Below are 21,683 nucleotides of genomic sequence, written 5' to 3'. Positions count from 1 at the left end.
TGATTGTATGAGTCAAATATAATTGTAAAAGAATAGTTTAAAGGGCGTTGTAATCGTCGTCGCTAACGGCTTCTAACCAAGTATTTGACGTGTTTTCACCAGGAACTTCCACTGAAATATGGCCAAACCATGAATCTTTTTTAGCGCCATGCCAATGTTTTGTATTGGCTGGAATCACGATAACTTTCCCTGGTTCAAGGCTAACAGCTTCTTTGCCTTCTTCTTGATACCAACCTTGACCTGCAGTACAAATCAAAATTTGTCCGCCACCTTTATCAGCATTGTGAACATGCCAATGGTTACGACAACCAGGTTCAAAAGTGACATTCGCCAAGAAAAGCGGTGAATCTGTACCAACCAATGGGTTCAAGAATGATTGTCCGTCAAAATATTGCGCAAAAGCGTCATTTGGTTGTCCTTATCCGAATACATTTTTTGTCAAAAGTTGCTTTATCTGTCATTTGTGATCCTTTCATTTCATATCTTTCTTAATCTTCGTTTCAAACTTCTTTGGCAAGGTTAAAGACTGCCCAGCCTTTTGGCCAACCTGCATAGAAAGCCACGTGTGTAATGACTGCTGCAATTTCTTCTTTGCTAACACCATTAGCTTTCGCATTTTGCAAATGGAATTTTAGTGAGCTGTCTGTAATACCTGATGCCATAAGCGCCACAACTGTGATGATACAGCGTGTTTTTAAATCAATATCATTATTATTCCAGTTTTCACCAAAGAGCACATCATCATTAAAATGTGCAAATTCTGGTGCAAATTCACCCAATTGGTCACGTCCTGCTGTTTGTTTAATTGTCATTGTTTTTCCTTTCTTAATAGGGTTTATACTGCCATTATACGCTTCTCGTTTTTAATAACAAATACTTATTTGACATAGTGTTTTATGCCTTTTAAGCATAATTTAAATCTTAAACGAGCTAATCATTTTAACTGTTTCAGGGTCAGCATGTGAGAAGAATTGGCTTTCACCCATATCAAGTTTCAAAATTTCTGCCATGTCATCATCTGTTAAAACAAAGTCAAAGACATCAAAATTTTGTTCCATACGATTTTTATGAACCGTTTTAGGAATGACAATAACATCACGTTGAATCAAGTAACGTAGGGCAACTTGCGCAGCTGATTTATGATATTTTTGTCCAATCGCAACAAGTGTTTCATTGGTAAAGAAATCATTGCGCCCTTCTGCAAATGGTCCCCAAGATTCGATTTGAACACCATATTCGTCCATTGTTTTGCGAGCATTTAATTGTTGATTGAAAACGTGCGTTTCAACTTGGTTAACCATTGGAGTGACATCCGCAAAAATAGCCAAATCTGCTACACGGTCTGGTGCAAAATTGCTGACTGTAAGATAAAATGCGAATTGGCTGCCTTGGTAAAGGAATTTTCTTCGACAACTGATTGAAAATATTGGATTTGTTTTAGCAAGCTGGCAACCTCCTTCTTAGACTGAAAAGCCATTCTTATTTCAATTTTTTAGTATTCAAATAGCTCAACAAGCTGTTAAAATCAGGAAAATTAAGGGCAATACGGTCCTTTCCCAGACTTCCCAGTTTACTATGTCCGACAAAAGCTTCAAGAAATAACTTCGCTGATTTAGCAAGGAGCAATTTCTTCTCCGTTCCAATGGAATAAAAGGAAGCAATGCTCGTTGCCAATTTCGCACCAAATTCTCGGTCAATCGTCACATCGTTAATGCTTTTGATACCGCTTGACATCAAGGTGTCAAAAAGAGTATCAAAGAGAATTTTCAATTCTTGGCTGGACAATTCATCCGTCCATTGTTTAAACGTTTTTTCAAGATTACGGCTTAAATCGGTTGGCTGTTCTGCTAAAATCAACTGCCCCGTCTCAACATCCAATTGCCATGTCGTCAAAGCGTGTTGCATGATTCCAGAAGCCTGACTTTTAACCACAACAGGATCAATGTCATTATAAAGCATAACACCAACGATGGATCCTTCAGGGCGAATGACACGCACACGCTCACGAATAAGTTGATACCCCACATTTTCAAGTTCTTTTTCTTGCAAACCTGGTGCATCGAGCATATAAACTTGCTTGATTTGCGAACGCCATTTTTCCTTAACATGAGCCACAGCGTACAAAGCTAAATTACCACCCTTAGAATGCCCTGATACCGTGAGAGGCATTGGATGACTTGCTAAATAACGCTCAAGATAAGTCACCGCTGCACGATGTGCAGGAATTTCACGAATATAAGTTAGTTTAAAATCTTCTTTCCAGCCAATCAAAGTGTCATCTGTCCCACGAAAAACCAATTGATAATGGTCAATTTCAGGTAAGCTAAAAACCATAGCAGCGAATTGTCTTTCGTATTCAGCATTAACATCATTAACGTAAGCTGACAAACGCAAATCAGCGAACCGTTGTGATGAGGCTACATTTTTCAGCAATTCAACACGCGCCTTGGTTATCAAAAAACTATGATTGAATACCTTCTCACCAGCCTCATAAGGCACCAGAATGTCATGTAATATCAATTCTTTTGAAAAATCAAGCGTATTATCCAAATCTTCAAAGCAAAAATACCCCAGTTCATTTAAGCAAAGAATATCTGCTTCGTTAAATGGAAATTGCTCAAACGTTTCATTTTTATGTTTTGCTAGATAGTCATTAATTGTTGCCATATCGTCCTCTTTACTCTCTTGAATTTTACAAGCATTTTCCAAGAGTGTCAAGAAAAAGCCAAACTACCAAATTCTCTAAAAATGTTGAATGACTTTCGACGTTCCAAACGTCCTTAAAATAAAACTAACCCTAGCTCGTATGTAAAAGCTAGGGTTACCGTTTTTATCGTCTCTAAAGTGTCATCAGCCGCTTACGAATTTCTTCTAAACCAATGATGACAAATGGGCAAAGTATAAGATAAATCCAATGCCACACACCCAAACTTGCGGTGTTAAAGAGATTATGGAAAATAGGTACATAAACTAATAGGATAAAAATAGCTAATTCAACTACCAAGCCAATATTGATTAAGGAATTGCCAAATAAAGACAATTTACGAATAGATTGGTCAGAGGTACGGATATTCATCACCATACCAATTTGACAGAAAATGATAGCCCCCAAAGTCATGGTTGTAGCCTCACGATAAAGTTGACCTGAACTAGCAAGTACTGCCAAATTGCCATTATGTAAAAAATAAGTGATAAAGAAAGCACCCATGGCAAGTGCCGACTCAATTAAGCCATACCATAGAAACGCTTTAACAAGAAGTGATTTACTTAAAAGACGGTCTGATAATTTGCGCGGAGGTTCTTGCATCACATTGGGTTCTGGAGGTTCAACTCCTAAACCAAGAGCAGGAATCATATCCGTTCCCAAGTCAACCGCTAAAATTTGCATAACCGTCAAAGGAAGTGGGACAAAACCGCGGGACAAGAGGAAAAAGACAGACGGCACCGCTTCTGGCGTATTTGAATTGAAAATATAGGTCAAGAATTTCTTGATATTATGGTAAACCGCTCGCCCCTCTTCGACTGCATCAACAATGGAAGCAAAATGGTCATCCGTTAAAATCATATCAGCAGATTCTTTAGCTACATCCGTTCCCGTAACACCCATGGCCACGCCGATATCAGCTTTTTTCAAGGCCGGCGCATCATTAACACCATCACCAGTTACCGCAACAACTTCGCCTAATTCTTGAAGGGCTGTTACGACACGATATTTTTGTTCAGGTGCCACACGCGCAAAGACAATCTCACCAGTAAGAGCTTCTTTAAGATCCTCGTCAGACATTTTTTCAAGTTCCAATCCAGTTACCACACGTGCATCATCGCCAAGAACAATACCAATTTTCTTAGCAATACTAAGTGCGGTCAAACCATAGTCTCCTGTCACCATGATAATGCGAATACTAGCTTTATGGCATTTATCAATCGCTTCGCGCACACCTTCACGTGGTGGGTCACTCATGGCAATCAAGCCAAGAAAGACCATGTGCTGTTCAATATTTTCTTGAGTCCATTGACTTTCTTGAACCAAATTCTCCTTTTCCAAAGCACGGTAAGCAAGAGCTATCACACGCAAGCCATTTTTAGCAAAGGCATCATTTGCTGCTAAAATACACGCTTGGATATCGGCAGTCATTTCATGCAAGCCCTCTTGGTCTTTATAATAATGGCAGAGCTCAGTCATTTCTTTTGGAGCCCCTTTGGTAATCGATACCAAAGAACTGCTATCAATCAAACTATCAATGTGATTAATCGTTGTCATTCGCTTGCGCACAGAATCAAAAGGTAATTCTTTCAAGCGCGGTGCCCAGCGATTATTATTTTCAAGAGTAATTCCAGCTTTTTCGGCAAGAACATTCAAACAAGCCTCGGTTGGGTCGCCAAGAACAGTATAAGAAGCATTCTCGTCATCAGGTGGCAAGACTTGTGCATTGCTACAAAGGTGAGCGAAGCGGACAAGTTGTTCAAGCAATTGATTTTCGACAAGCGAAGCTTTCTTACCACCGCTATTACGAATGTCTCCTTCTGCTGAATATCCTAGCCCTGTTACTTCATAAGCTCCAGAGACTTGCCAGAGGTGATTAACTGTCATGGCATTTTGGGTCAATGTTCCCGTTTTATCCGAGCAAATGACAGAAGTTGCTCCCAAGGTTTCAACAGAAGATAATTTTTTAACCAAGGCATTTGATTTAGCCATACGTTGCACCGCCATTGCCAAAGAAAGTGTAACGGTCGGAAGCAAGCCCTCAGGGATAAAGGCAACAATCATACCGAGCGCAAAAATGAATGCTTTAGCAAATGGCTCATGAACAAACAAGGTTGCTGCGATAAAGAAAATGACACCAACTGTAATCGCAATAACTGAGATTTGCTTTGTCAAATGGTCTAGTTCTTTTTGAAGCGGACTCTTGTCATCAGCCATATTTTGGGTCAAGTGAGCAATTTGTCCAAACTGTGTTGCCATTCCAATGGCAGAAACAATCATTTTCGCAGAACCAGATGAGACTGTCGTTCCCGCAAAGACCATATTATCGTATTCAAGCGCTATCTTTTGTGAGTCATTATCAGCTTCACTCGTTTTAAAAACGGGATTTGATTCGCCTGTCAGCGCTGATTGATTAACCTGCAAATCAGTCGCAAAGACAATCCGACCATCTGCGGAAATACGGTCCCCTTCTTCAATCAAGACGACATCGCCAGGTACCAATTCTTCTGCTAAGATTTTCTCTTCTTGTCCCTCACGAATAACACGCGCATAGGAAGGTAACATTTTTTTGAGAGCTTCTGTCGCTTGGCTGGCACGATATTCTTGTACAAAACTGAAAATCCCATTGACAATATTGACAAACCAAATGACAAGCCCAAGTTCTAAACTATGAGACAGAATAGCAATGCCACCACCTACCCAAAGCAAAATTGCCATTAGACTTGTAAAATTTTTAATGAAGGTAAGTGCAATAGGTTCTTTGTCAGCTTTTTTCAGTTGATTCATTCCATACCGTTTTTGCCGTTCTTCAACTTGTGGTTGCTTTAACCCAGAACTTTGCGTATTAGCAGCTTGGTAAACGTCGTTAGCTGCGTAAGTTTCAAGTTCAAGTTGATTAACTTTTTCATTTACGTTATCAGTCATAACTTGTTCCTCAATTTCTAAAAACGGTTACATTGTTCTTACCGTTATTATACTACTTTTTTGAAAAAGTGATAAAGATAAGTTGTTTTAATGACAAAACTTCTTTTTAACTCCTAAAAAAGCAAGGATAACTCCTTGCTTTTTTAGGGGGTGTTTAGGCTAGTACGGCTTGTTTTTGAATTCCGCCTAGGAAATAACGGGCGATTGGACCAACCACGACAAAATTATATGGTAATGCGACAACAAAATTTGTTAGCCAAGCTTGTCCATAGGCTACAAGGCTGACACCTTCCAAGCCTAAATTGAAAATGATGCCATATAATGACATACAAGTGACCATTCCTAGAACCATGCAACCAGATACCGCAAAAATTTTAACGTATTTGCTTTTTGAATCACGTGGGATAAGGCTAAAAGTGACTTTTTTAGCCAGTGGTCCGATAATAAGCATATCTAAAATAAAGGCAACAACAAATCCTGGAAAGAAACCAAGAAAAACATGGCTCCATGCAAAGGCACCTGCAACCTGCAAGTTCCAAATACTCATTCCAAAGACCATCATTCCACACATCATACACGTAAATAGCAAAGCTTCTTTAAAATTTCTAGGCATTTTAGTTCTCCATTCATTAATTAATTAATTATTCATTAACCAATCAACCTAGGTCTGCGTACAAACAAAAAGCCTTTGTAAGGACAACGTTTTGGAAAATCTTTTTACTGATTTTTCCTTCCCATACTCGACTCCAGTTTACAGTCAACAAGAGCTAGTCTAGCATAAAAATTTTTTCTTCGTAAGTCTTTTTTAGCAAGAAATAAAAAGTAAACGTTTTACACATTTACTTCTCATTTTTAATCAATAATCTGTTCCATACGTGTTTCTTGTGGTGTCATGCCTTGACGTTCATAGAAGCGAACGGCTGATTTGTTTGCACTCCAGACGTTTAACGTTAGGTTGTAACAACCAATTTCTTTGGCGTATTTCAAAGCAAACTGATAGAGTTTTTCACCAATCTTTTGTCCTCGCGCTGCTTCGTCCACACACAAATCATCAATAAAGAGTGTTTTTTGAGGAACTTTTGGTGCACGAACGTCTTCAACAATAGTAAACATATGCGCAAGCACTTTTCCGTTATCATCTTCATAAACGAAAATCGGACGATTATCATCAGCAATAAGTGCCGCTAATTCGTCTTCTGTGTATTTGACACCTTTTTCTTGAAATAAATCAGATCTTGCCACATGGTGCACATAAAGAACTTGTTGTAAAAGATCCATCAATGTTGGAATATCAGCGATTGTCGCACGTCTAATTGTCATTTTATTGACCCCCAATCTTTTCGTTTTTCTATTATAACATTTTGCCTTTTTGTTGCAACCTATAACTTGCCGTCCCATTCTGCGTAAAATTCTGTTAAAAAATCTTCTAAAACTTTGTGACGGTGCTCTGCCATTTTTCTAGCATAAGCCGTATTCATCAACTCTTTAAGTTTGAGTAACTTTTCGTAAAAATGCATGATTACCGTATCTTGCCCGTTGCGATAATCTTCTAAACTAAGATTGTCACGTGCCACCTTACTTGGGTCATGAATCGGACGTCCCTTGCTTCCCGAATAAACCATACACCGCGCTATTCCAATTGCACCAATGGCATCTAAACGGTCTGCATCTTGCACAATCTTACCTTCCAAAGTTGGCGGAACACTTTGACCACTTCCTTTGAATGACATGGTCGTGATAATTTGGATAATGTGCTCAATAGCTTCTTCTGATAGTTCTTGTTGCATTAGCCAAGCTTTCAGCTCTGTCAAAGCTTGCTCGGGATTAGCATTTAACTTATCATCTGCCATATCATGAAGCAACGCTGCCAATTCACAAATAAACTGGTCTGCTCCTTCTTTTTCTGCCAACTCATGCGCTGTATTTCTCACGCGCACCACATGCCACCAATCATGTCCACTGGTATCTGTATGCAATTTATCATAAACAAACTTTTCTGCATTTTGTAACATATTATTCTTATCAATCATAGATTGATTATAACATAAAAGCAGGACCAGTAGCCTTGCTTAATGATGTCAACTATTTTAGTATTCCAATACTCCTATCCAAGCAGATGTGCCACCTGCGACATTGACAACTTGATAGCCTTGTTGAGATAAGAAAACTGCTGCCTGTTCAGAACGTGAGCCACTTTGGCAAATGATATGATAAACCTTATCCTTATCAAGTGTTTGGTAGCTTGATACAAATTCGCTTAAAGGTAGATTAACCGCTGTTGGCACATGTCCCATGGCGTATTCTACTTTCTCACGAACATCAAGCAAATGCAGCTTCTTTTTGCTTATTTTTTCTTGTAATTCTCTAGTTGTAATTGTTTTAATCATGAATAACCTCCTCTGGTTTGACAGTACTATAAAGGAAATAAGCACCATCAAGATTTTGAATCTTAAAGCCATTTTGCTTCAAAATACGTTCCCCAATGTAAGAACGAAGCCCACTGTGGCAACTGATAATGTATTCTTGATTGGCGTCTAATTCTGCTAAACGGTCACGCAATTCATCAAGTGGTATGTTAATACTATTTGCAAAATGACCGTGTGAAACTTCTTTTCCCGTACGAACATCAAGCAAGATTTTTCCTTTGGCTAATTCATCTGATAAAGCATACCATTGAACATTTTCACTAAAGCCTTCCATAATGTTAAGCGCAGCATATCCTGCCATATTTACTGGGTCTTTAGCTGAGCCAAATGGCGGTGCATAAGTAAATTCCAATTCTGGTAAATCAGCTACCGTCAGAACTGCTTTTATCGCTGTTGCTAGAATATCAATACGCTTATCAACGCCTTTTTGCCCAACAGCTTGTGCTCCATAGATAGCACCCGTTTTCTGATTAAAAATCAATTTCAAAACGATGTCACTAGCATTGGGATAATAACTAGCATGGTCTTTTGATGTTGTATGGACAACAGCTACATCTTCAAACTGTTGGCGAGCTATGCGTTCACTCAAGCCTGTTGAAGCAGCTGCCAAATCAAAGACACGAACAATAGCTGTTCCAATACTTCCTTTATTTTGACGAGCGATGCCAGCGATATTATCCGCAACTTGGCGACCTTGACGGTTTGCTGGGCTAGCTAGAGAAATAAGCGCATCTTGACCAGTGATTTCTTGCTTGACAATAATGGCATCTCCAACAGCGTAAATATCTGGATTGCTGGTTTGATAATACTCATTAACAAGAATCCTCCCACGTATACCAAGTTTAAGACCTGCTTCTTTGGCTAAATTTGATTCTGGTTGAACCCCAACTGACATGATAGTAATATCAGATAGTAGCTCACTACCATCTTCAAGAATGATAACTTTTCCATTATCCTTGAAAGCTTTGGCAGATTGATTAGTGTAAACTGTTATGCCGTTTCGTGTCAATTCATCCTTAACAAAAGCAGCCATTTCTTCATCTAACGGTGGTAAAACATGCGGTGCCTTTTCAACGATTATCACTTGCAAGCCTCTTTTAGCCAAATTTTCTGCCATTTCAAGTCCGATAAACCCAGCACCAATAATAGTGGCACGTTTAGCTTTGGTGTTGTTTAATGCATTTAGAATCTTATCCAAGTCAGGAATATTGCGAAGCACAAACACGTTATCAGCACTATCTAGCCCTTCCATTTGAGGAACAACTGGTTTGGCACCTGGTGACAAAATCAGTTTGTCGTATGATTCTTCATAGACTTTATCCGCATAGCGAACTGTGATGCTTTTCTTATCCGTATCAACTGCCACCACTTCTGATTCTGGTCGAACGTCAATAGCAAATCGTGCTTTCAAACGTTCTGGTGTCTGTACGATAAGACTTTCACGCTCTGCTATTTCCCCAGAAACGTGAAATGGAAGCCCACAGTTGGCAAATGAAACATAAGGTCCTTTGTCAAATACAATAATTTCAGCGTCCTCCATTAAGCGGCGTAAACGAGTCGCTGCTGACATCCCACCTGCGACACCACCAACAATTAAAATTTTAGTCATTTATTTCCTCCGATAATTTTTCTATGCCAAGCCATCATACCGCCTTTAACCGAAATGGCTTCATAGCCTTTTTGTTGTAATAATTTTGCGCCACGTTTGCTGCGAGCTCCAGAATGACAAATAAGATAAATTGGCTTATCTTTAGTACCCTGATAGGTATTCAAACGTTCTAAAGGATATGACCGAGCTCCTTTAATATGCCCCCTAGCGTATTCTTGAGCTGTTCGAACGTCTAATAACACAATATCTTTATCTAAAAGTCGTTGAAGTTCTGTAATATCAATATTTTTTATCGATGATGAAAATAATTTTTTTAGAAAAATAACCTTGTCTCCTCTCTATCAACAGATACCCCTATGGGTATATTTAGATGATATCACATCCTATAATTTACTGTCAATGATAATGTCTTGAGTTTGACAAATAATACCCCATATCGGTATAATAACAGTCAAAGGAGGGCTTTATGGCAACAAATAACAAAGACATTATCAATCGCTTAAAACGTGCTGAGGGGCAACTGCGTGGGATTCAAAAAATGATTGAGGACGATAAAGAATGTATCGATATCGTGACACAATTAACTGCTGTTCGTTCTAGCATTAACCGTACCATGGGTATCGTTATTAGCAACAAAATCAATCAAATCATCGAAAATCCAGTTGAGGATAAAGAAAAGCAAGAAGAAAAATTACAAAAAGCATTGGAATTGATTATCAAAAAATAGGAATTCGTTACTGCTGCACGGATTCCTATTTGTCATTTTCAGATTTTTTCATTTTTCTTAATGCTAATTCCTTAAAAAGGTGATATACTTATGCTTAGGAAAGCGATTTTATTATGCTAAGGAGACCATATGACAAAAAAAGAAATGGTGACCTACCTTCTAGATTACCTGATTAAGGAAAATCCACAATTTAGAGCAATTAATGTTCCTAGTGACTTAGCTGGTCAGGAAACATTATTGCGTGCTCTTCTTAATGTTCGTCCACCAATGGCGGTTTCAAGCAGCTTTTTGGATATGCAAAACAACTATCTACAACTCAAAAAAGCAGAGCGTGTCGTTGTTTTCTTTAATCATCTACAACCCATTCCAACAGACGACCGCCTTTATGTTTGGAAAGGTGATATTACGCGTCTCAAAGTGGATGCCATCGTCAATACTGCTAATCGCCGTATGCTTGGTTGTTTCCAACCGCTTCATGACTGCGCTGACAATGCTATTCATACCTATGCTGGTGTGCAACTTCGTCTGGATTGCTACAAACTCATGCAAGAACAAGGTCATGACGAACCAACTGGAACGGCAAAAATTACGCCAGCTTATAACTTGCCTGCCAAATTTGTGCTTCACACCGTTAGCCCTGCTATCAACGAACATTTGACGCCAACTGATGAAGATTTACTTGCTAAAAGTTATTTATCTTGTCTAACATTGGCAGAAAAAAATCATCTTGAATCTGTTGCTCTATCATCCCTTGCAACAGATGATGAAGTTCATTTTATTAATGAAAATGCGGCAAGAATTGCCATTCAAACCGCAAAAGACTTTTTAGAACATAGCCAATTTGTTAATAAAATTATCTTTAACGTTGACGAGGAAGAGGAATTAAACCTTTATCAGCAATTACTTAATTAATCAAAAAAACGCCATAAAGGCGTTTTTGTTTTTAATCTAAAGCTACTGTATCTAAAATATCTTTTCCTTCAATGCCTAAATCATAACCAAAGATGTCGTCTAGTGTTTTATCAAATGGGGTTGTTTAGTTAGAGGTGATAGGCTTGACTACTGGGGCTGCACTCGCATTCCAACTAGCTGAAGGACCTGAATTAGCATCCGTAGATACTGGTGTACTTTCGTTAGCTCCAGCAGGTTTGAGAATTTCTTCGTTTGGGGCATTCAGTCCATTTACCAAACCAACATACTTCACAAAATTTTCTAAACAAGTTCCTAAGAAATTGATTGTTGCTTCATTTTTCAAATGATAATGACTGTCAAAGGCTTCTCTAGCATTTCCAATGCAGCTGACGCTCTGCACGTGACACAACCAACACTCTCACGACAAATTAAAGAATTAGAAGATGAATTAGACACGATTTTATTTCACCGAGGTAGCCGTGAAATTCAATTGACCGATGACGGGCAATACCTTTACAACCGTGCCATTGAAATTCTAGCATTGGTTGAAAAAACTGAAAATAACATTTGAAAAACAGATAGCATTGCTGGTGATATTTACATCGGAGCTCCCGAAAGCCCGTCGCTTGATATTGTTTTCCGCGCTATCAGAACGCTAACCGAACAATATCCAGATATTCGTGTCCATATTCGCAGCGGTAACGCAGATGACATTCTCGAACATTTAAATAAAGGCGTTTATGACTTAGGAATTACCATTGGCAGTTACGATATCAAAAAATACAATCACCTAGCCCTTGACAACCGTGACCACTGGGGAGCCTTGGTGCCTAAAGGGCATCCGTTAACGCTGATTGAAAAGCCAAACCTCACTGATGCGCTGGCTTACCCACTTATCACTTCTGCTCAAACGAGTACAGAACCTAGCGCATTGGCTGGTTTAGGGGATTATCGTATCGTCGCAACCTATAATTTGCTCTATAATGCTTCACTTCTCGTCAAAGCTGGTGTGGGAATTGCTCTTTGCCTTGGCAACATTATCGACACCTCATATCCAGATAGTGACTTAACCTTTGTTCATTTGCTGAAAATAATCACGACACCCTACAAATTCTCTGGAAAAAACAAAACACGTCATCCCCAAGTACCAAACAATTTCTCAAAATAATGCGTGAATAAATCGAAAGACAATAACATTTTTCACCACAAATAATAACCACTAAAGTGCAACTTTGGGTGGTTTTCGTTTGTTTTTACTCATGTCATCTTGAATAGCTGTGTCCAATATGCTACACTAATAACGTTTTTGCGTAAAGCAATCGTTTAAATACAAAGGAGATATATAGGATGAAACGAGAAAGTTATTTTGACGGTGGTTTATTAAGTTACATTGGACACAGTATTTTAGCTGGGTTGATTACCATTTTAACCCTTGGAATCTGCGCACCTTGGGGTATTTGTATCATGATAAACTGGAAAGTCAAACATACTGTTATTGACGGACACCGTCTAGCCTTTGACGGAACAGCCACACAACTCTTTGGCAATTGGATTAAGTGGCTCATTTTAACTATCATTACAATCGGTATCTACTCATTCTGGCTTAATATTAAATTGCAACAATGGATTACCAAACACACGCACTACTTAGACTAAATTAGGAAAACGTGCAAAAAAACTGAACCACGTTAAAAGCTGAATGGAGAATTTTTAATGAAAAAAATGTTATTAGGAGGAGTATTGTTCATTTCTGCTACTACACTTGTTGCTTGCTCAAAGAGCTCAGATGAAGAAACAACTACGACTTCTATTGAGATTATCAAAGAATCAAGCTCTAGTAAAGAGGAGACCTCTCACAACCTTTCATTTGACGAAAGTTACACTTTCACTGAAGCTGATATGCATGTTACTGGATATGAATCAACAGGTTTAAAAATGACAATACAGAAACCTGTTATAGATGAAAATATTGACTTAAAAGAAGGATATCCAGAGGAAGAATATAGTAAATTTGAAGGTAAAAAAGCACTTGTTGTTACAACAATAGTAGAGAATACCAGTTCAGATTATATTGATTTAGGTGGATGGACTGTTTTAGATTCTGAAGGTAAAACCTTGGATTACACATTTACAAATGTTTCAACCCAACCTGTTGATGGCTTAACATCAGGTCAAAAAGCAACTATTGTTGATGTTTATCTTGTAAGTGACGATAACCCTGTCACTGTTTCCTACGAAAACGCAACTTGGAAATAAGCACTAAATACTCATCACAAGATGCCTAACTAAAAAACATAATAAAAACTAGCTAGCAATTTTTGCTAGCTAGTTTTATATATTCCCTCACTCCACGATTGCTTTGGCGATTTCTTGTGGAGTGATGTTGGTAAAGTATTGAGTGGTATCAATTGTTTGGAGTTTGGCTAAAACATCTGGGTATTCGTAGCGAAGTCCGATTAGGGCTTGTTCAATGTCAGCCACATCTTTGATGCCAAAAAAGTCACCGTAAAGTTTCATTCCTTTAATGACTGATTTTTCAACATTAGCATATGTGGTAATTTTTCCTGCTGGGTAACGAACAGAGCGTTTAATTGTATATTCTGGTGCTTCTCCGTAAGTCCAGTCCCAAGTGCCAAATTGTTGGTCAGCCAAGGCTTGAATGTTTTTCAGGTCATCATCAGAAAAGACATATTCTGTCATATCAGGATAAGATTCTTTCATTTTATTTAACAATTGATTTGAAAAGGCTTCAACAGTCATTTTTTCTGGCAATTCATCTAAAATATTGGTCACACGCGCACGCACAGATTTAACCCCTTTGGATTCAATTTTATCCTTTGAAACTTGCAGAGCATTTCCAAGAACAGTCATATCCACGTCAAATAACAGACAACCATGGTGCATCATTCGTCCTTTATAATAGGCTTGCGCATTGCCACAAAATTTCTTTCCGTCAATTTCGAGGTCATTACGTCCCGTAAAAGTCGCTGTCACCCCTAAATCAGCTAGCGTTTCAATGACAGGTTGGGAAAAGGTTTTAAAATCAAAAGCCCCTTCTTGTGATTTATTAGAAATAATCGTGTAATTCAAATTATTGAGGTCATGGTAAACCGCACCGCCACCTGATAAACGACGAACCACATGAATACCATGTTCATCTGTGTAAGTTTTGTTAATTTCTTCGATAGCATTTTGGTGTTTACCAATAACAATCGTTGGCTCATTAATCCAAAGAATAAAAAGCTCATCTTCAGCTAACAATTCACGAAAAGCGTAAGCTTCCAAAGCCACATTGTAAGCAGGATTATGGGAGTTATTGACAATATATTTCATGCGAAAGCTCCTTTTATAACATACAAGAATAGTATAGCAAAATCGCCGCTTTCAGTCTCTTAATTTGCTTGGAAGAATTCCTCAATGAAATACTGCGATCAATCCCAAGCTCGTCTAAGGCGACTGACACAATCTGGGATATTTTCCAAATCAATTTTACTGAACCCAAGAAAAAAACTTTCCTGCGAACAAGCTGCCTTTTCTTGCCAGAATTGCATGGTATAGTAAACACGAACCCCTTCGTTTTCAGCTTGTTTTATCAAATCACCCTGATTAATTTTATCTGGAAAAGTCACCAAAAAATATTGACCGCTGACATTTGATGAAAGCTTTATCAGCGACTGAAACCGTTCAAATTCCTTTTTGAATGCCTCGTAACGCTTCTTAAAAACATGATTAATCTTGCGTACCAAGCGGTCATAATCACCACTTGATAAAATATTAGCCAGCGCAATTTGATTAAGAAGATTCACCGTGCTATTGTACACATGTTTATGATTACCGTTTATCAATTGCGCGACACCGTCAAATCTAACGTGATTATGGTTTTTAGTGCCTTTGGAACACTATTAGTGCTTGCTGTTGTGATTTTCTTGACCGAAGAATTTTACCTACCATAAAATATAGCAGAGCTTTTGCCACTTTTGGCTTTGGCTCTTGTCTCCCAAATTCTTGGGCAAGGGTTACTAGCTTACTGTCTCGGTAAAGTCAATGCCAGCCTATCTTCTTTAATCACTCTATCACAGCCTGTTGTTGCGGCACTTTACGCTTGGGTGATTTTCCAAGAAAACCTAAATCTCCAATCAGTCATAGCTATTGCCACCACTTTAATCGGTGTCTATCTCGCGAAGACACAAACTGTTGAAGAAAACGAAAAAGCCTAGAAATGTTACTTTCTTAGGCTTTTTAATGTTATTTTCTTAGGCTTTTTATGGTTGAGAAAATCTCTCTTATCTATGTGTATTAGGGAGATTATGGTCAATTAAGATTTAGTTACCTGCGTATGCTGCAACTTCTTCAATCATTAGTTTGGTTGATTCCAAACCTCCACCAGACAAATACCAGAGGTCTGATGTTAAGGTAATGATTTTATTATTTTGACCTGCGTTCGTTGCCTGAATCAAATCATTATTTAAAATATCTGAATTGGCTGAGTCATCTCCCCCAATAGCCAAAGTGCGGTCAACGACAAAAATAATATCTGGGTTGACTTCACTAATACTTTCATAACTTAAACCAGAACCGTGATATTGATTGCTTGAGCTTGATGAAGAACTCGTGTCTGATGATGAACTTGATGAGCTTGAAGAACTTGAACTATCTTTAGCACCGTGGCTTGATTTTTCAATTTCCAAATCAGTTGCTTTAAATCCAAGGTCCTCATAAACAAATGAATAACGTCCATCAGCAGCAATACCTGACATATTGCCCTCATTAAGCATCAACATTAACGTTGTTTTGGTCGTGTCAGCATTTTTCTCTGCTGTTTCTTCAATCAAATCATCAATATCTAATAATTGACTTTTAGCTTCTTTCTTGGCAGAACTACCGAAAATTTTAACTAATTCCGTAACGTTCTTTTGAAGAGAATTCCAATAATCACTCGTATCTGTTGAAAAATAAATTGTCGGTGAGATTTCTTGGAAATCTTCCAATTGACTTGATGTTCGTCCAGAAGCGATAATTAAGTCAGGTTCTAGATTTGCAATAGTTTCCAAATTAACTTCTTTTAAATTTCCGACGTCAGTAATAGAATCTTTAGAAGTTAAATCAGAGAGATACGTTGGTACAGACCCTTTCGGCATCCCAACAATCACATCTTCGTACCCTAAAGTACGGAGTGTATCCGCAACACCAAAATCAAGGACAACCACTTTTTTTAGGATTCGTCGCTACGCTGACTTTTCCTGTTGCATCTGTAATTGTCACTTCAGAGGCGTCACTAGATCGGCTTGTACTATTTGAGCTAGAGCTTGACGAACAATCACCTAAAAATACAGCCATAATGAGTACCATCATTGCGGTTAATAGTAATGTCAATTGCTTCTTCATGTTTTCACCATATAAACTTTCTATTGGTAAACACAAATCCTATTACCATTAATCTCATCTAAAATAAGGTCCATATCATAGAGATTGTCTAAAATCTCTTTCACCATAACGTGATGAAGCGTTCCTGAACAGAAAACTTTTCCATCCTTAAACTCACCGTTTTCCCTAAGTCATCAACTAGAGAACGCAGTATTTTTATCATCGAAATACCTTGCTTAATATCCAGATTGTTAAGCGGTTCGTCAAGAAGGACGATGTCCGTATCTTGAGCTAAAACCATAGCAATAAACATACGTTGTAACTGCCCACCAGAAAGCGTATCAATCATCCGCCTTCTAAACAGCTGCAAGTCCATGTAAGTTATTGCTTCATCTATTTTCCCTTGGTCTTTTTTCGTCAAACGTCCGTGACTATAAGGAAAACGACCAAAAGCAACCAACTCTTCTACCGTCAATTTCATCTGATAGTAGAGTTGTTGTTTGAGCATGGTTAATTCTTTGGCTAATTCGTCAGAAGACCATGCTTCGATTTCTTTATCTTTTATCATTAAGAGACCTTTAATGGTTGCCGCTTCATTGATGAGCTCTGCTACTTTGGGGACTAAATATATTATTTCAATTATAAAAGTATGCTCTAAACATAGTTTTAGAGCATACTTTTGATTTAATTCTTCGGTGGGTTATGAATAGCTTCACCAATAGTATCAAGGAAAGCTTCATACATATTTTCAGAAAAAGTTGGGTGTCCATGAATCGCTTGGGCAACGTCATCAACGGTCAATTCATTTTCCATAATGGTTGCCGCTTCATTGATGAGCTCTGCTGCTGCGGGGCCAATGATATGCACACCAAGTATTTCATGATACTTGCTGTCAGCGATGACTTTGACAAATCCTTGAGCTTCGTTAGACGCAATAGCTCGTCCATTGCCTGTGAAGCTTGATTTTCCAATCAAAATATCGCCGTATTGCTCACGCGCAGCCTCTTCTGTTATTCCAACCATGGCAACCTCTGGATGAGTATAAACCGCTGCTGGTGTGTAGGTGAGGTTGGCTTTGCGATGGTTGCCACGTAGAGCATTTTCAGCAGCCACTTCTCCCATACGATAAGCAGCGTGCGCTAGCATTTTTTGACCATTGACATCACCAGGAGCATAAATACCAGATATTGACGTTTCTTGGTAAGCATTGACTTTGATGCGATTACCTTCCATATCAAGATTGAGATTTTCAAGACCTTGCATTTGGGGAACACGTCCAATCGATAGAAGAGCTTTATCTGCTTGAATTGTCTCACCATTGGTTAGCGTCAACTCAAGCTGGCTATTTTTTTCAACAATTCCGGCTACTCCGACATTGGTTTTAATGGTCATACCTTTTTTCGTCAGAATTTTTTGCAATTCCTGCGAAATTTCCTTGTCCATAGCTGGAATAATGCGGTCTGCCATTTCAATAACGGTCACATCAACGCCGTAAGATGCCCAAACCAGTCCAAGCTCAATCCCAACAACACCGCCACCCATGACAGCTAGTGATTTCGGTACTTCACGTAAATCGAGGATATCATCAGAAGTCAAAACAAGCGGTGAATCAATACCTGGAATATTAATGCGTGATACTTTTGAACCAGTTGCTAAAATGATACTATGTCCCTTAATCGTTTGCGACCCAATCGTTACCGTCTTGTCTGGATTGACTTGAGCCAGTCCGTCAAAAATGGTTACTTTATTAGCTTTCAAGAGACCACGAACGCCACCTGTTAATGTTTTGACAACGGAATTTTTAAACTCAACGGTTTTATCCATGTCAATACTATAATTAGTTGAAGCCAGATTAATACCGCGACCAGCAGCAATTTTTAGTCCATCAAGGATTTCGGCATTTTTGAGATAAGTTTTAGTTGGGATACAGCCAACATTTAGACACGTGCCACCAAATTCTGATTTTTCAACGATAGCAATTTTGCCACCGAGTTGCGCACCACGAATGGCGGCATAATAGCCAGCAGGACCACCACCAACCACAATCATGTCATACTCATCAGCTGCAAGTGGAGTTTTTTGTTCAGAAGTCACATCAGCCGTCACCGCCTTTGGCACTTCCAAGCCTGCTGCGGTTAAGTTTGCCGCTGCTTGTTCTGGTGTTACTTGCACAACTTCGTCAATAACTTCACCTTCAGCACCAAGGTAGCCAATGATTTCTGTCACAGGAACAACATCACCAGCCTTGTGAACAATTTTCAAAAGCATGCCAGAATCTTCGGCTTCAATTTCCATATTCGTCTTATCAGACATGATTTCAAGCAGAATATCGCCCTCTTGGACAAGCTCCCCTTCCGCTTTTTTCCATTCAATAATTTCGCCCTCTTGCATGTCAACACCAAGCTTGGGCATGATAATTTCTACTGCCATTTTACGTTTTCCCTTCAGAAAATACTTTTGTTTCTCAGTCAGCTTTGGGCGGCTCTCACCCAAGCAACCGACTACATCATTTATTTGTCAACATTAGGCTTTAAAGATGCCCGAGTCACCTATGTCACCGCCCACGTTTTTTACTTTAGATTAGCAATTCTAGCGGATTTTCGAGAAGCGCTTTTAAATCTAGCATGAATTTTGCACCATTCATTCCGTCAACCAATCGGTGATCAATGGTCAAACTCATTCCCATAATTGGGCGAATAACCACTTCACCGTCATGAACGATGGGTGTTTCAATAGTTGCTGAAATCCCAAGGATTGCCGAATTTGGTTGATTAATAATCGGATTAAACGACTTCACTCCAAACATTCCAAGGTTCGTTATGGTGAATGTTGAGCCAGACATTTCAGCTGCTTTCAATTTACCAGCTTGTGCTTTTTGAATCACATCTTTTGATGCTACCACAAAGTCTGACAAACTCATCTGGTCTGCACCATGAACCACAGGAACCACTAAACCTTCAGAAAGCCCAACAGCGATTGCAAGATTGACAAAATGATGTAGTTCGATGTCTTGAGCGTCGTTAATCAGAGAAGCATTAAGGAAACGATGTTCCTCCTTCATCAAGGTCTTAATCACAGCAAGCCCAATTAAGTCCGTAAAGGTCACCTTATAACCCGTCTTTGCCATAATTGGCTCAATAAGTTGCTTACGCAGGGCAATCAGATTCGTCATATCAATATCATAATTAAGCGTAAAGGTCGGTGCCGTAAAGTAAGAATGGCTCATCCCCTTTGAAATTGCCTTACGCATAGCAGACATCTTAATGACTTCAACTCCGTCACTTGCAGCCGTAACATCAGCCAAAGCTCCCGCTTGCGCTGTCACTTTTACATCTGCTTGTTCTTTTTGCGGCGCAACATCACCTAGACTTGCTAAAACATCTTCCTTGGTAATCTTACCAGAAACACCCGTTCCTACCAGTGTCTCAAGGTCAACACCTCTGTCCTTTGCAATCCTACGAGCCAGTGGCGTCACACGAATCTTACTAAATTGTTCCACATCTTCCTTGTGAATCCGCCCATTTTCACCGCTGCCAGTGATTTTTTCAAGGTCAATACCTCGCTCACGTGCTAGCTTTCTAGCAGCAGGCGTAGCACGGACTTTTCCAGTTTCAGACGTCTTTTGGGAAATCGCTGGCGCTGTGCTTGCTTGCAACGGTTGAGCTTTCGCTTCCTGAGCCGATGCTAACGGTTCAACATGTTTCTCACCCACAGAATCAACAAGAGTTTCACCTTCTGCTCCGATATAGCCGATAACTTCGGTAACAGCTACGACATCACCTGCTGGATGAACGATTTTCAACAGCACGCCAGAATCTTCAGCTTCGATTTCCATATTGGTCTTATCAGACATGATTTCAAGCAGAATATCACCCTCATTGACCTCATCACCTTCAGCTTTTTTCCATTCAAGAATTTCTCCTTCTTGCATGTCCACACCAAGCTTTGGCATAATAATTTCATTTGCCACAGAAAACACCTCCCTTAGGCATCACGACCATTGCGTACCATTTTATAAATGGCTGCTTTAATCTTAGCAACATCTGGCAAAATACCCTGTTCTAAAACACGTGCGTATGGTACTGGCACATCTTCGCTTGCCAAACGTACAATCGGATAATCAAGGTAATCAAAAGCTTCGCTTTCCGTAACCAGCGCAGCTATTTCCCCAGTAAAACCACCTGTCTTGTAAGCGTCATTAACCAACATGAGCTTCCCAGTCTTTTTCACCGAATTGATAATCAACTCCTTATCAAGTGGAATAAGTGTCCGTGGGTCAACCACTTCAACGCTAATGCCGTCAGCTACTACTTCATCTGCTGCTTGAAGAACACGCTCCAACATACGACCATAAGAAACAATGGTCAAATCAGTTCCCTCACGCTTAATATCACCTTTTCCAAGCGGCAAATAAAAATCAGGATCCAAGTTTACTTCTTCTTTCTTGCCATAAAGCGCCTTTGGCTCCATGAAAATAACAATATTATTATCACGAATGGCTGATTTTAAAAGCCCTTTGGCATCATTAGCATTCCCTGGAGCAACAACCTTAATACCAGGAATATGGGTTAACCAAGCTTCCAGAGACTGCGAATGTTGCGCTGCTGAACCAATACCAGAGCCAGAGGCTACACGAAAGGTTACTGGCGTTTTCAAACCACCACCAAACATATAATTATTTTTAGCACCGTTATTAACAATGGCATCAAGGGCAATGGTGATAAAATCCATAAAGGTCACATCAACAATCGGACGAAGCCCAGTTATCGCAGCGCCAATGGCACTTCCTGCAATAGCTGCTTCTGAAATCGGTGTATCCTTGATACGTTCAGGTCCAAACTCCTCAAACATACCGACAGACGTTCCAAAGTCGCCACCGTAAATGCCAACATCTTCTCCCATGAGAAAAATCGTATCATCTTTTCGCATTTCTTCTGTCATCGCAAGATTGACAGCTTCACGTAATGCCATTTGTTTTGTTTCAGTCATTGTCTTTCTCCTCTTGTGATTAAAAAG

Annotated in this window: 24 protein-coding genes and 5 pseudogenes; 8 read left to right on the top strand and 21 right to left on the bottom strand. The window is 39.2% G+C overall.

Annotated features, from left to right (window positions below; all coding sequences use genetic code 11):
• Positions 1 to 37 precede the first annotated feature (37 nt).
• The 12 genes and pseudogenes from SMA_RS04210 to SMA_RS04160 form a co-directional block, all read right to left on the bottom strand.
• A pseudogene (locus SMA_RS04210) lies at positions 38 to 461 on the bottom strand (cupin domain-containing protein).
• Positions 462 to 500: 39 nt separating this feature from the next.
• Entirely contained in the window at positions 501 to 812 is a 312-nt protein-coding gene (locus tag SMA_RS04205) for a carboxymuconolactone decarboxylase family protein (protein WP_014294379.1), read from the bottom strand.
• A 102-nt stretch (positions 813 to 914) separates the two neighbouring features.
• Positions 915 to 1,361 (bottom strand): annotated as a pseudogene (locus SMA_RS04200) (aldo/keto reductase); the annotation flags it as partial.
• Entirely contained in the window at positions 1,334 to 1,477 is a 144-nt protein-coding gene (locus SMA_RS12370; RefSeq protein ID WP_014294378.1) for a helix-turn-helix domain-containing protein, read from the bottom strand. The pseudogene SMA_RS04200 and the gene SMA_RS12370, both read right to left, overlap by 28 nt.
• 2 nt (positions 1,478 to 1,479) lie before the next feature.
• Positions 1,480 to 2,667, bottom strand: a complete 1,188-nt coding sequence (locus SMA_RS04195; protein ID WP_044563025.1) for an Mbeg1-like protein — start codon at positions 2,665 to 2,667, stop codon at positions 1,480 to 1,482.
• Positions 2,668 to 2,839: 172 nt separating this feature from the next.
• The gene (locus SMA_RS04190) at positions 2,840 to 5,629 is read right to left on the bottom strand and encodes a cation-translocating P-type ATPase (RefSeq protein WP_014294376.1); all 2,790 of its coding nucleotides are present in this window, start codon (positions 5,627 to 5,629) and stop codon (positions 2,840 to 2,842) included.
• A 154-nt stretch (positions 5,630 to 5,783) separates the two neighbouring features.
• Positions 5,784 to 6,242, bottom strand: a complete 459-nt coding sequence (locus SMA_RS04185; protein ID WP_014294375.1) for a DUF2798 domain-containing protein — start codon at positions 6,240 to 6,242, stop codon at positions 5,784 to 5,786.
• A 239-nt stretch (positions 6,243 to 6,481) separates the two neighbouring features.
• A complete protein-coding gene (locus tag SMA_RS04180) occupies positions 6,482 to 6,949 on the bottom strand; it encodes a GNAT family N-acetyltransferase (protein ID WP_014294374.1) in 468 nt (155 codons plus the stop codon).
• A 59-nt stretch (positions 6,950 to 7,008) separates the two neighbouring features.
• Positions 7,009 to 7,659, bottom strand: coding sequence for an HD domain-containing protein (locus tag SMA_RS04175; RefSeq protein ID WP_014294373.1), 651 nt, complete (start codon positions 7,657 to 7,659; stop codon positions 7,009 to 7,011).
• Positions 7,660 to 7,716: 57 nt separating this feature from the next.
• Positions 7,717 to 8,016: a rhodanese-like domain-containing protein gene (locus SMA_RS04170; RefSeq protein WP_014294372.1), complete on the bottom strand. Its 300-nt coding sequence runs from the start codon at positions 8,014 to 8,016 to the stop codon at positions 7,717 to 7,719.
• Positions 8,009 to 9,664: an FAD-dependent oxidoreductase gene (locus SMA_RS04165; protein WP_014294371.1), complete on the bottom strand. Its 1,656-nt coding sequence runs from the start codon at positions 9,662 to 9,664 to the stop codon at positions 8,009 to 8,011. The genes SMA_RS04170 and SMA_RS04165 overlap by 8 nt, the downstream gene beginning before the upstream one ends.
• On the bottom strand, positions 9,661 to 9,942 hold the full coding sequence (locus tag SMA_RS04160) for a rhodanese-like domain-containing protein (RefSeq protein ID WP_306473125.1): 282 nt from the start codon (positions 9,940 to 9,942) through the stop codon (positions 9,661 to 9,663). The genes SMA_RS04165 and SMA_RS04160 overlap by 4 nt, the downstream gene beginning before the upstream one ends.
• Before the next feature lie 188 nt (positions 9,943 to 10,130).
• Here SMA_RS04160 and SMA_RS04155 point away from each other — a divergent pair, with 188 nt between their 5' ends.
• Positions 10,131 to 10,391, top strand: coding sequence for a metal-sensitive transcriptional regulator (locus SMA_RS04155; protein ID WP_012961838.1), 261 nt, complete (start codon positions 10,131 to 10,133; stop codon positions 10,389 to 10,391).
• Between the two features lie 129 nt (positions 10,392 to 10,520).
• Positions 10,521 to 11,303, top strand: coding sequence for a protein-ADP-ribose hydrolase (locus SMA_RS04150; protein ID WP_014294369.1), 783 nt, complete (start codon positions 10,521 to 10,523; stop codon positions 11,301 to 11,303).
• 124 nt (positions 11,304 to 11,427) lie between these two features.
• Here the strand turns inward: SMA_RS04150 and SMA_RS04145 are convergent, their stop codons facing one another.
• Positions 11,428 to 11,703 (bottom strand): hypothetical protein, encoded by a 276-nt coding sequence (locus tag SMA_RS04145; protein WP_223246267.1) that lies wholly within the window; start codon positions 11,701 to 11,703, stop codon positions 11,428 to 11,430.
• Between SMA_RS04145 and SMA_RS11995 the strand changes: the two genes are divergently transcribed.
• From SMA_RS11995 to SMA_RS04130, 4 genes are all read left to right on the top strand, one after another.
• Complete coding sequence (locus SMA_RS11995) at positions 11,704 to 11,874, top strand: LysR family transcriptional regulator (protein WP_280144263.1); 171 nt, start codon at positions 11,704 to 11,706, stop codon at positions 11,872 to 11,874.
• A 12-nt stretch (positions 11,875 to 11,886) separates the two neighbouring features.
• Positions 11,887 to 12,471, top strand: coding sequence for a substrate-binding domain-containing protein (locus SMA_RS04140; RefSeq protein ID WP_318248504.1), 585 nt, complete (start codon positions 11,887 to 11,889; stop codon positions 12,469 to 12,471).
• Positions 12,472 to 12,650: 179 nt separating this feature from the next.
• Positions 12,651 to 12,959 carry a DUF898 family protein gene (locus SMA_RS04135; protein ID WP_014294368.1) on the top strand — a complete coding sequence of 103 codons (309 nt, stop codon included), beginning with the start codon at positions 12,651 to 12,653 and terminating at the stop codon, positions 12,957 to 12,959.
• Positions 12,960 to 13,016: 57 nt separating this feature from the next.
• Positions 13,017 to 13,559, top strand: coding sequence for a hypothetical protein (locus SMA_RS04130; RefSeq protein WP_014294367.1), 543 nt, complete (start codon positions 13,017 to 13,019; stop codon positions 13,557 to 13,559).
• 87 nt (positions 13,560 to 13,646) lie between these two features.
• Here SMA_RS04130 and lplA read toward each other — a convergent pair whose 3' ends face one another.
• Positions 13,647 to 14,636 carry a lipoate--protein ligase gene (gene lplA, locus SMA_RS04125; protein WP_003064342.1) on the bottom strand — a complete coding sequence of 330 codons (990 nt, stop codon included), beginning with the start codon at positions 14,634 to 14,636 and terminating at the stop codon, positions 13,647 to 13,649.
• Positions 14,637 to 14,734: 98 nt separating this feature from the next.
• The gene (locus SMA_RS11320) at positions 14,735 to 15,109 is read right to left on the bottom strand and encodes an aminotransferase-like domain-containing protein (protein ID WP_162470419.1); all 375 of its coding nucleotides are present in this window, start codon (positions 15,107 to 15,109) and stop codon (positions 14,735 to 14,737) included.
• Here SMA_RS11320 and SMA_RS11990 point away from each other — a divergent pair.
• Together SMA_RS11990 and SMA_RS11985 are read left to right on the top strand one after the other, a co-directional pair.
• Positions 15,092 to 15,256, top strand: coding sequence for a hypothetical protein (locus SMA_RS11990; RefSeq protein ID WP_223246261.1), 165 nt, complete (start codon positions 15,092 to 15,094; stop codon positions 15,254 to 15,256). The two genes, SMA_RS11320 and SMA_RS11990, sit on opposite strands and share 18 nt — an antisense overlap.
• A 15-nt stretch (positions 15,257 to 15,271) precedes the next feature.
• Positions 15,272 to 15,520, top strand: coding sequence for an EamA family transporter (locus SMA_RS11985; RefSeq protein ID WP_223246260.1), 249 nt, complete (start codon positions 15,272 to 15,274; stop codon positions 15,518 to 15,520).
• Between the two features lie 105 nt (positions 15,521 to 15,625).
• Here SMA_RS11985 and SMA_RS04110 read toward each other — a convergent pair whose 3' ends face one another.
• The 6 genes and pseudogenes from SMA_RS04110 to SMA_RS04090 all read right to left on the bottom strand — a co-directional run bounded on the left by SMA_RS04110 (position 15,626) and on the right by SMA_RS04090 (position 21,656).
• Positions 15,626 to 16,510, bottom strand: a complete 885-nt coding sequence (locus SMA_RS04110) for a siderophore ABC transporter substrate-binding protein (protein WP_223246259.1) — start codon at positions 16,508 to 16,510, stop codon at positions 15,626 to 15,628.
• 198 nt (positions 16,511 to 16,708) lie between these two features.
• A pseudogene (locus tag SMA_RS04105) lies at positions 16,709 to 17,247 on the bottom strand (ATP-binding cassette domain-containing protein); the annotation flags it as partial.
• Positions 17,248 to 17,351: 104 nt separating this feature from the next.
• Positions 17,352 to 19,097, bottom strand: a complete 1,746-nt coding sequence (lpdA, locus tag SMA_RS04100; RefSeq protein WP_014294365.1) for a dihydrolipoyl dehydrogenase — start codon at positions 19,095 to 19,097, stop codon at positions 17,352 to 17,354.
• A 145-nt stretch (positions 19,098 to 19,242) separates the two neighbouring features.
• Positions 19,243 to 20,280 (bottom strand): annotated as a pseudogene (locus tag SMA_RS04095) (dihydrolipoamide acetyltransferase); the annotation flags it as partial.
• A gap of 189 nt (positions 20,281 to 20,469) precedes the next feature.
• Positions 20,470 to 20,598 (bottom strand): annotated as a pseudogene (locus SMA_RS12365) (lipoyl domain-containing protein); the annotation flags it as partial.
• A gap of 53 nt (positions 20,599 to 20,651) precedes the next feature.
• Positions 20,652 to 21,656 carry an alpha-ketoacid dehydrogenase subunit beta gene (locus tag SMA_RS04090; protein ID WP_014294363.1) on the bottom strand — a complete coding sequence of 335 codons (1,005 nt, stop codon included), beginning with the start codon at positions 21,654 to 21,656 and terminating at the stop codon, positions 20,652 to 20,654.
• Positions 21,657 to 21,683 lie beyond the last annotated feature (27 nt).

Origin of the sequence: Streptococcus macedonicus ACA-DC 198, assembly GCA_000283635.1 — a bacterium.
Lineage (GTDB): Bacteria > Bacillota > Bacilli > Lactobacillales > Streptococcaceae > Streptococcus > Streptococcus macedonicus.
This window is presented reverse-complemented; position numbering and strand designations above follow the sequence as displayed.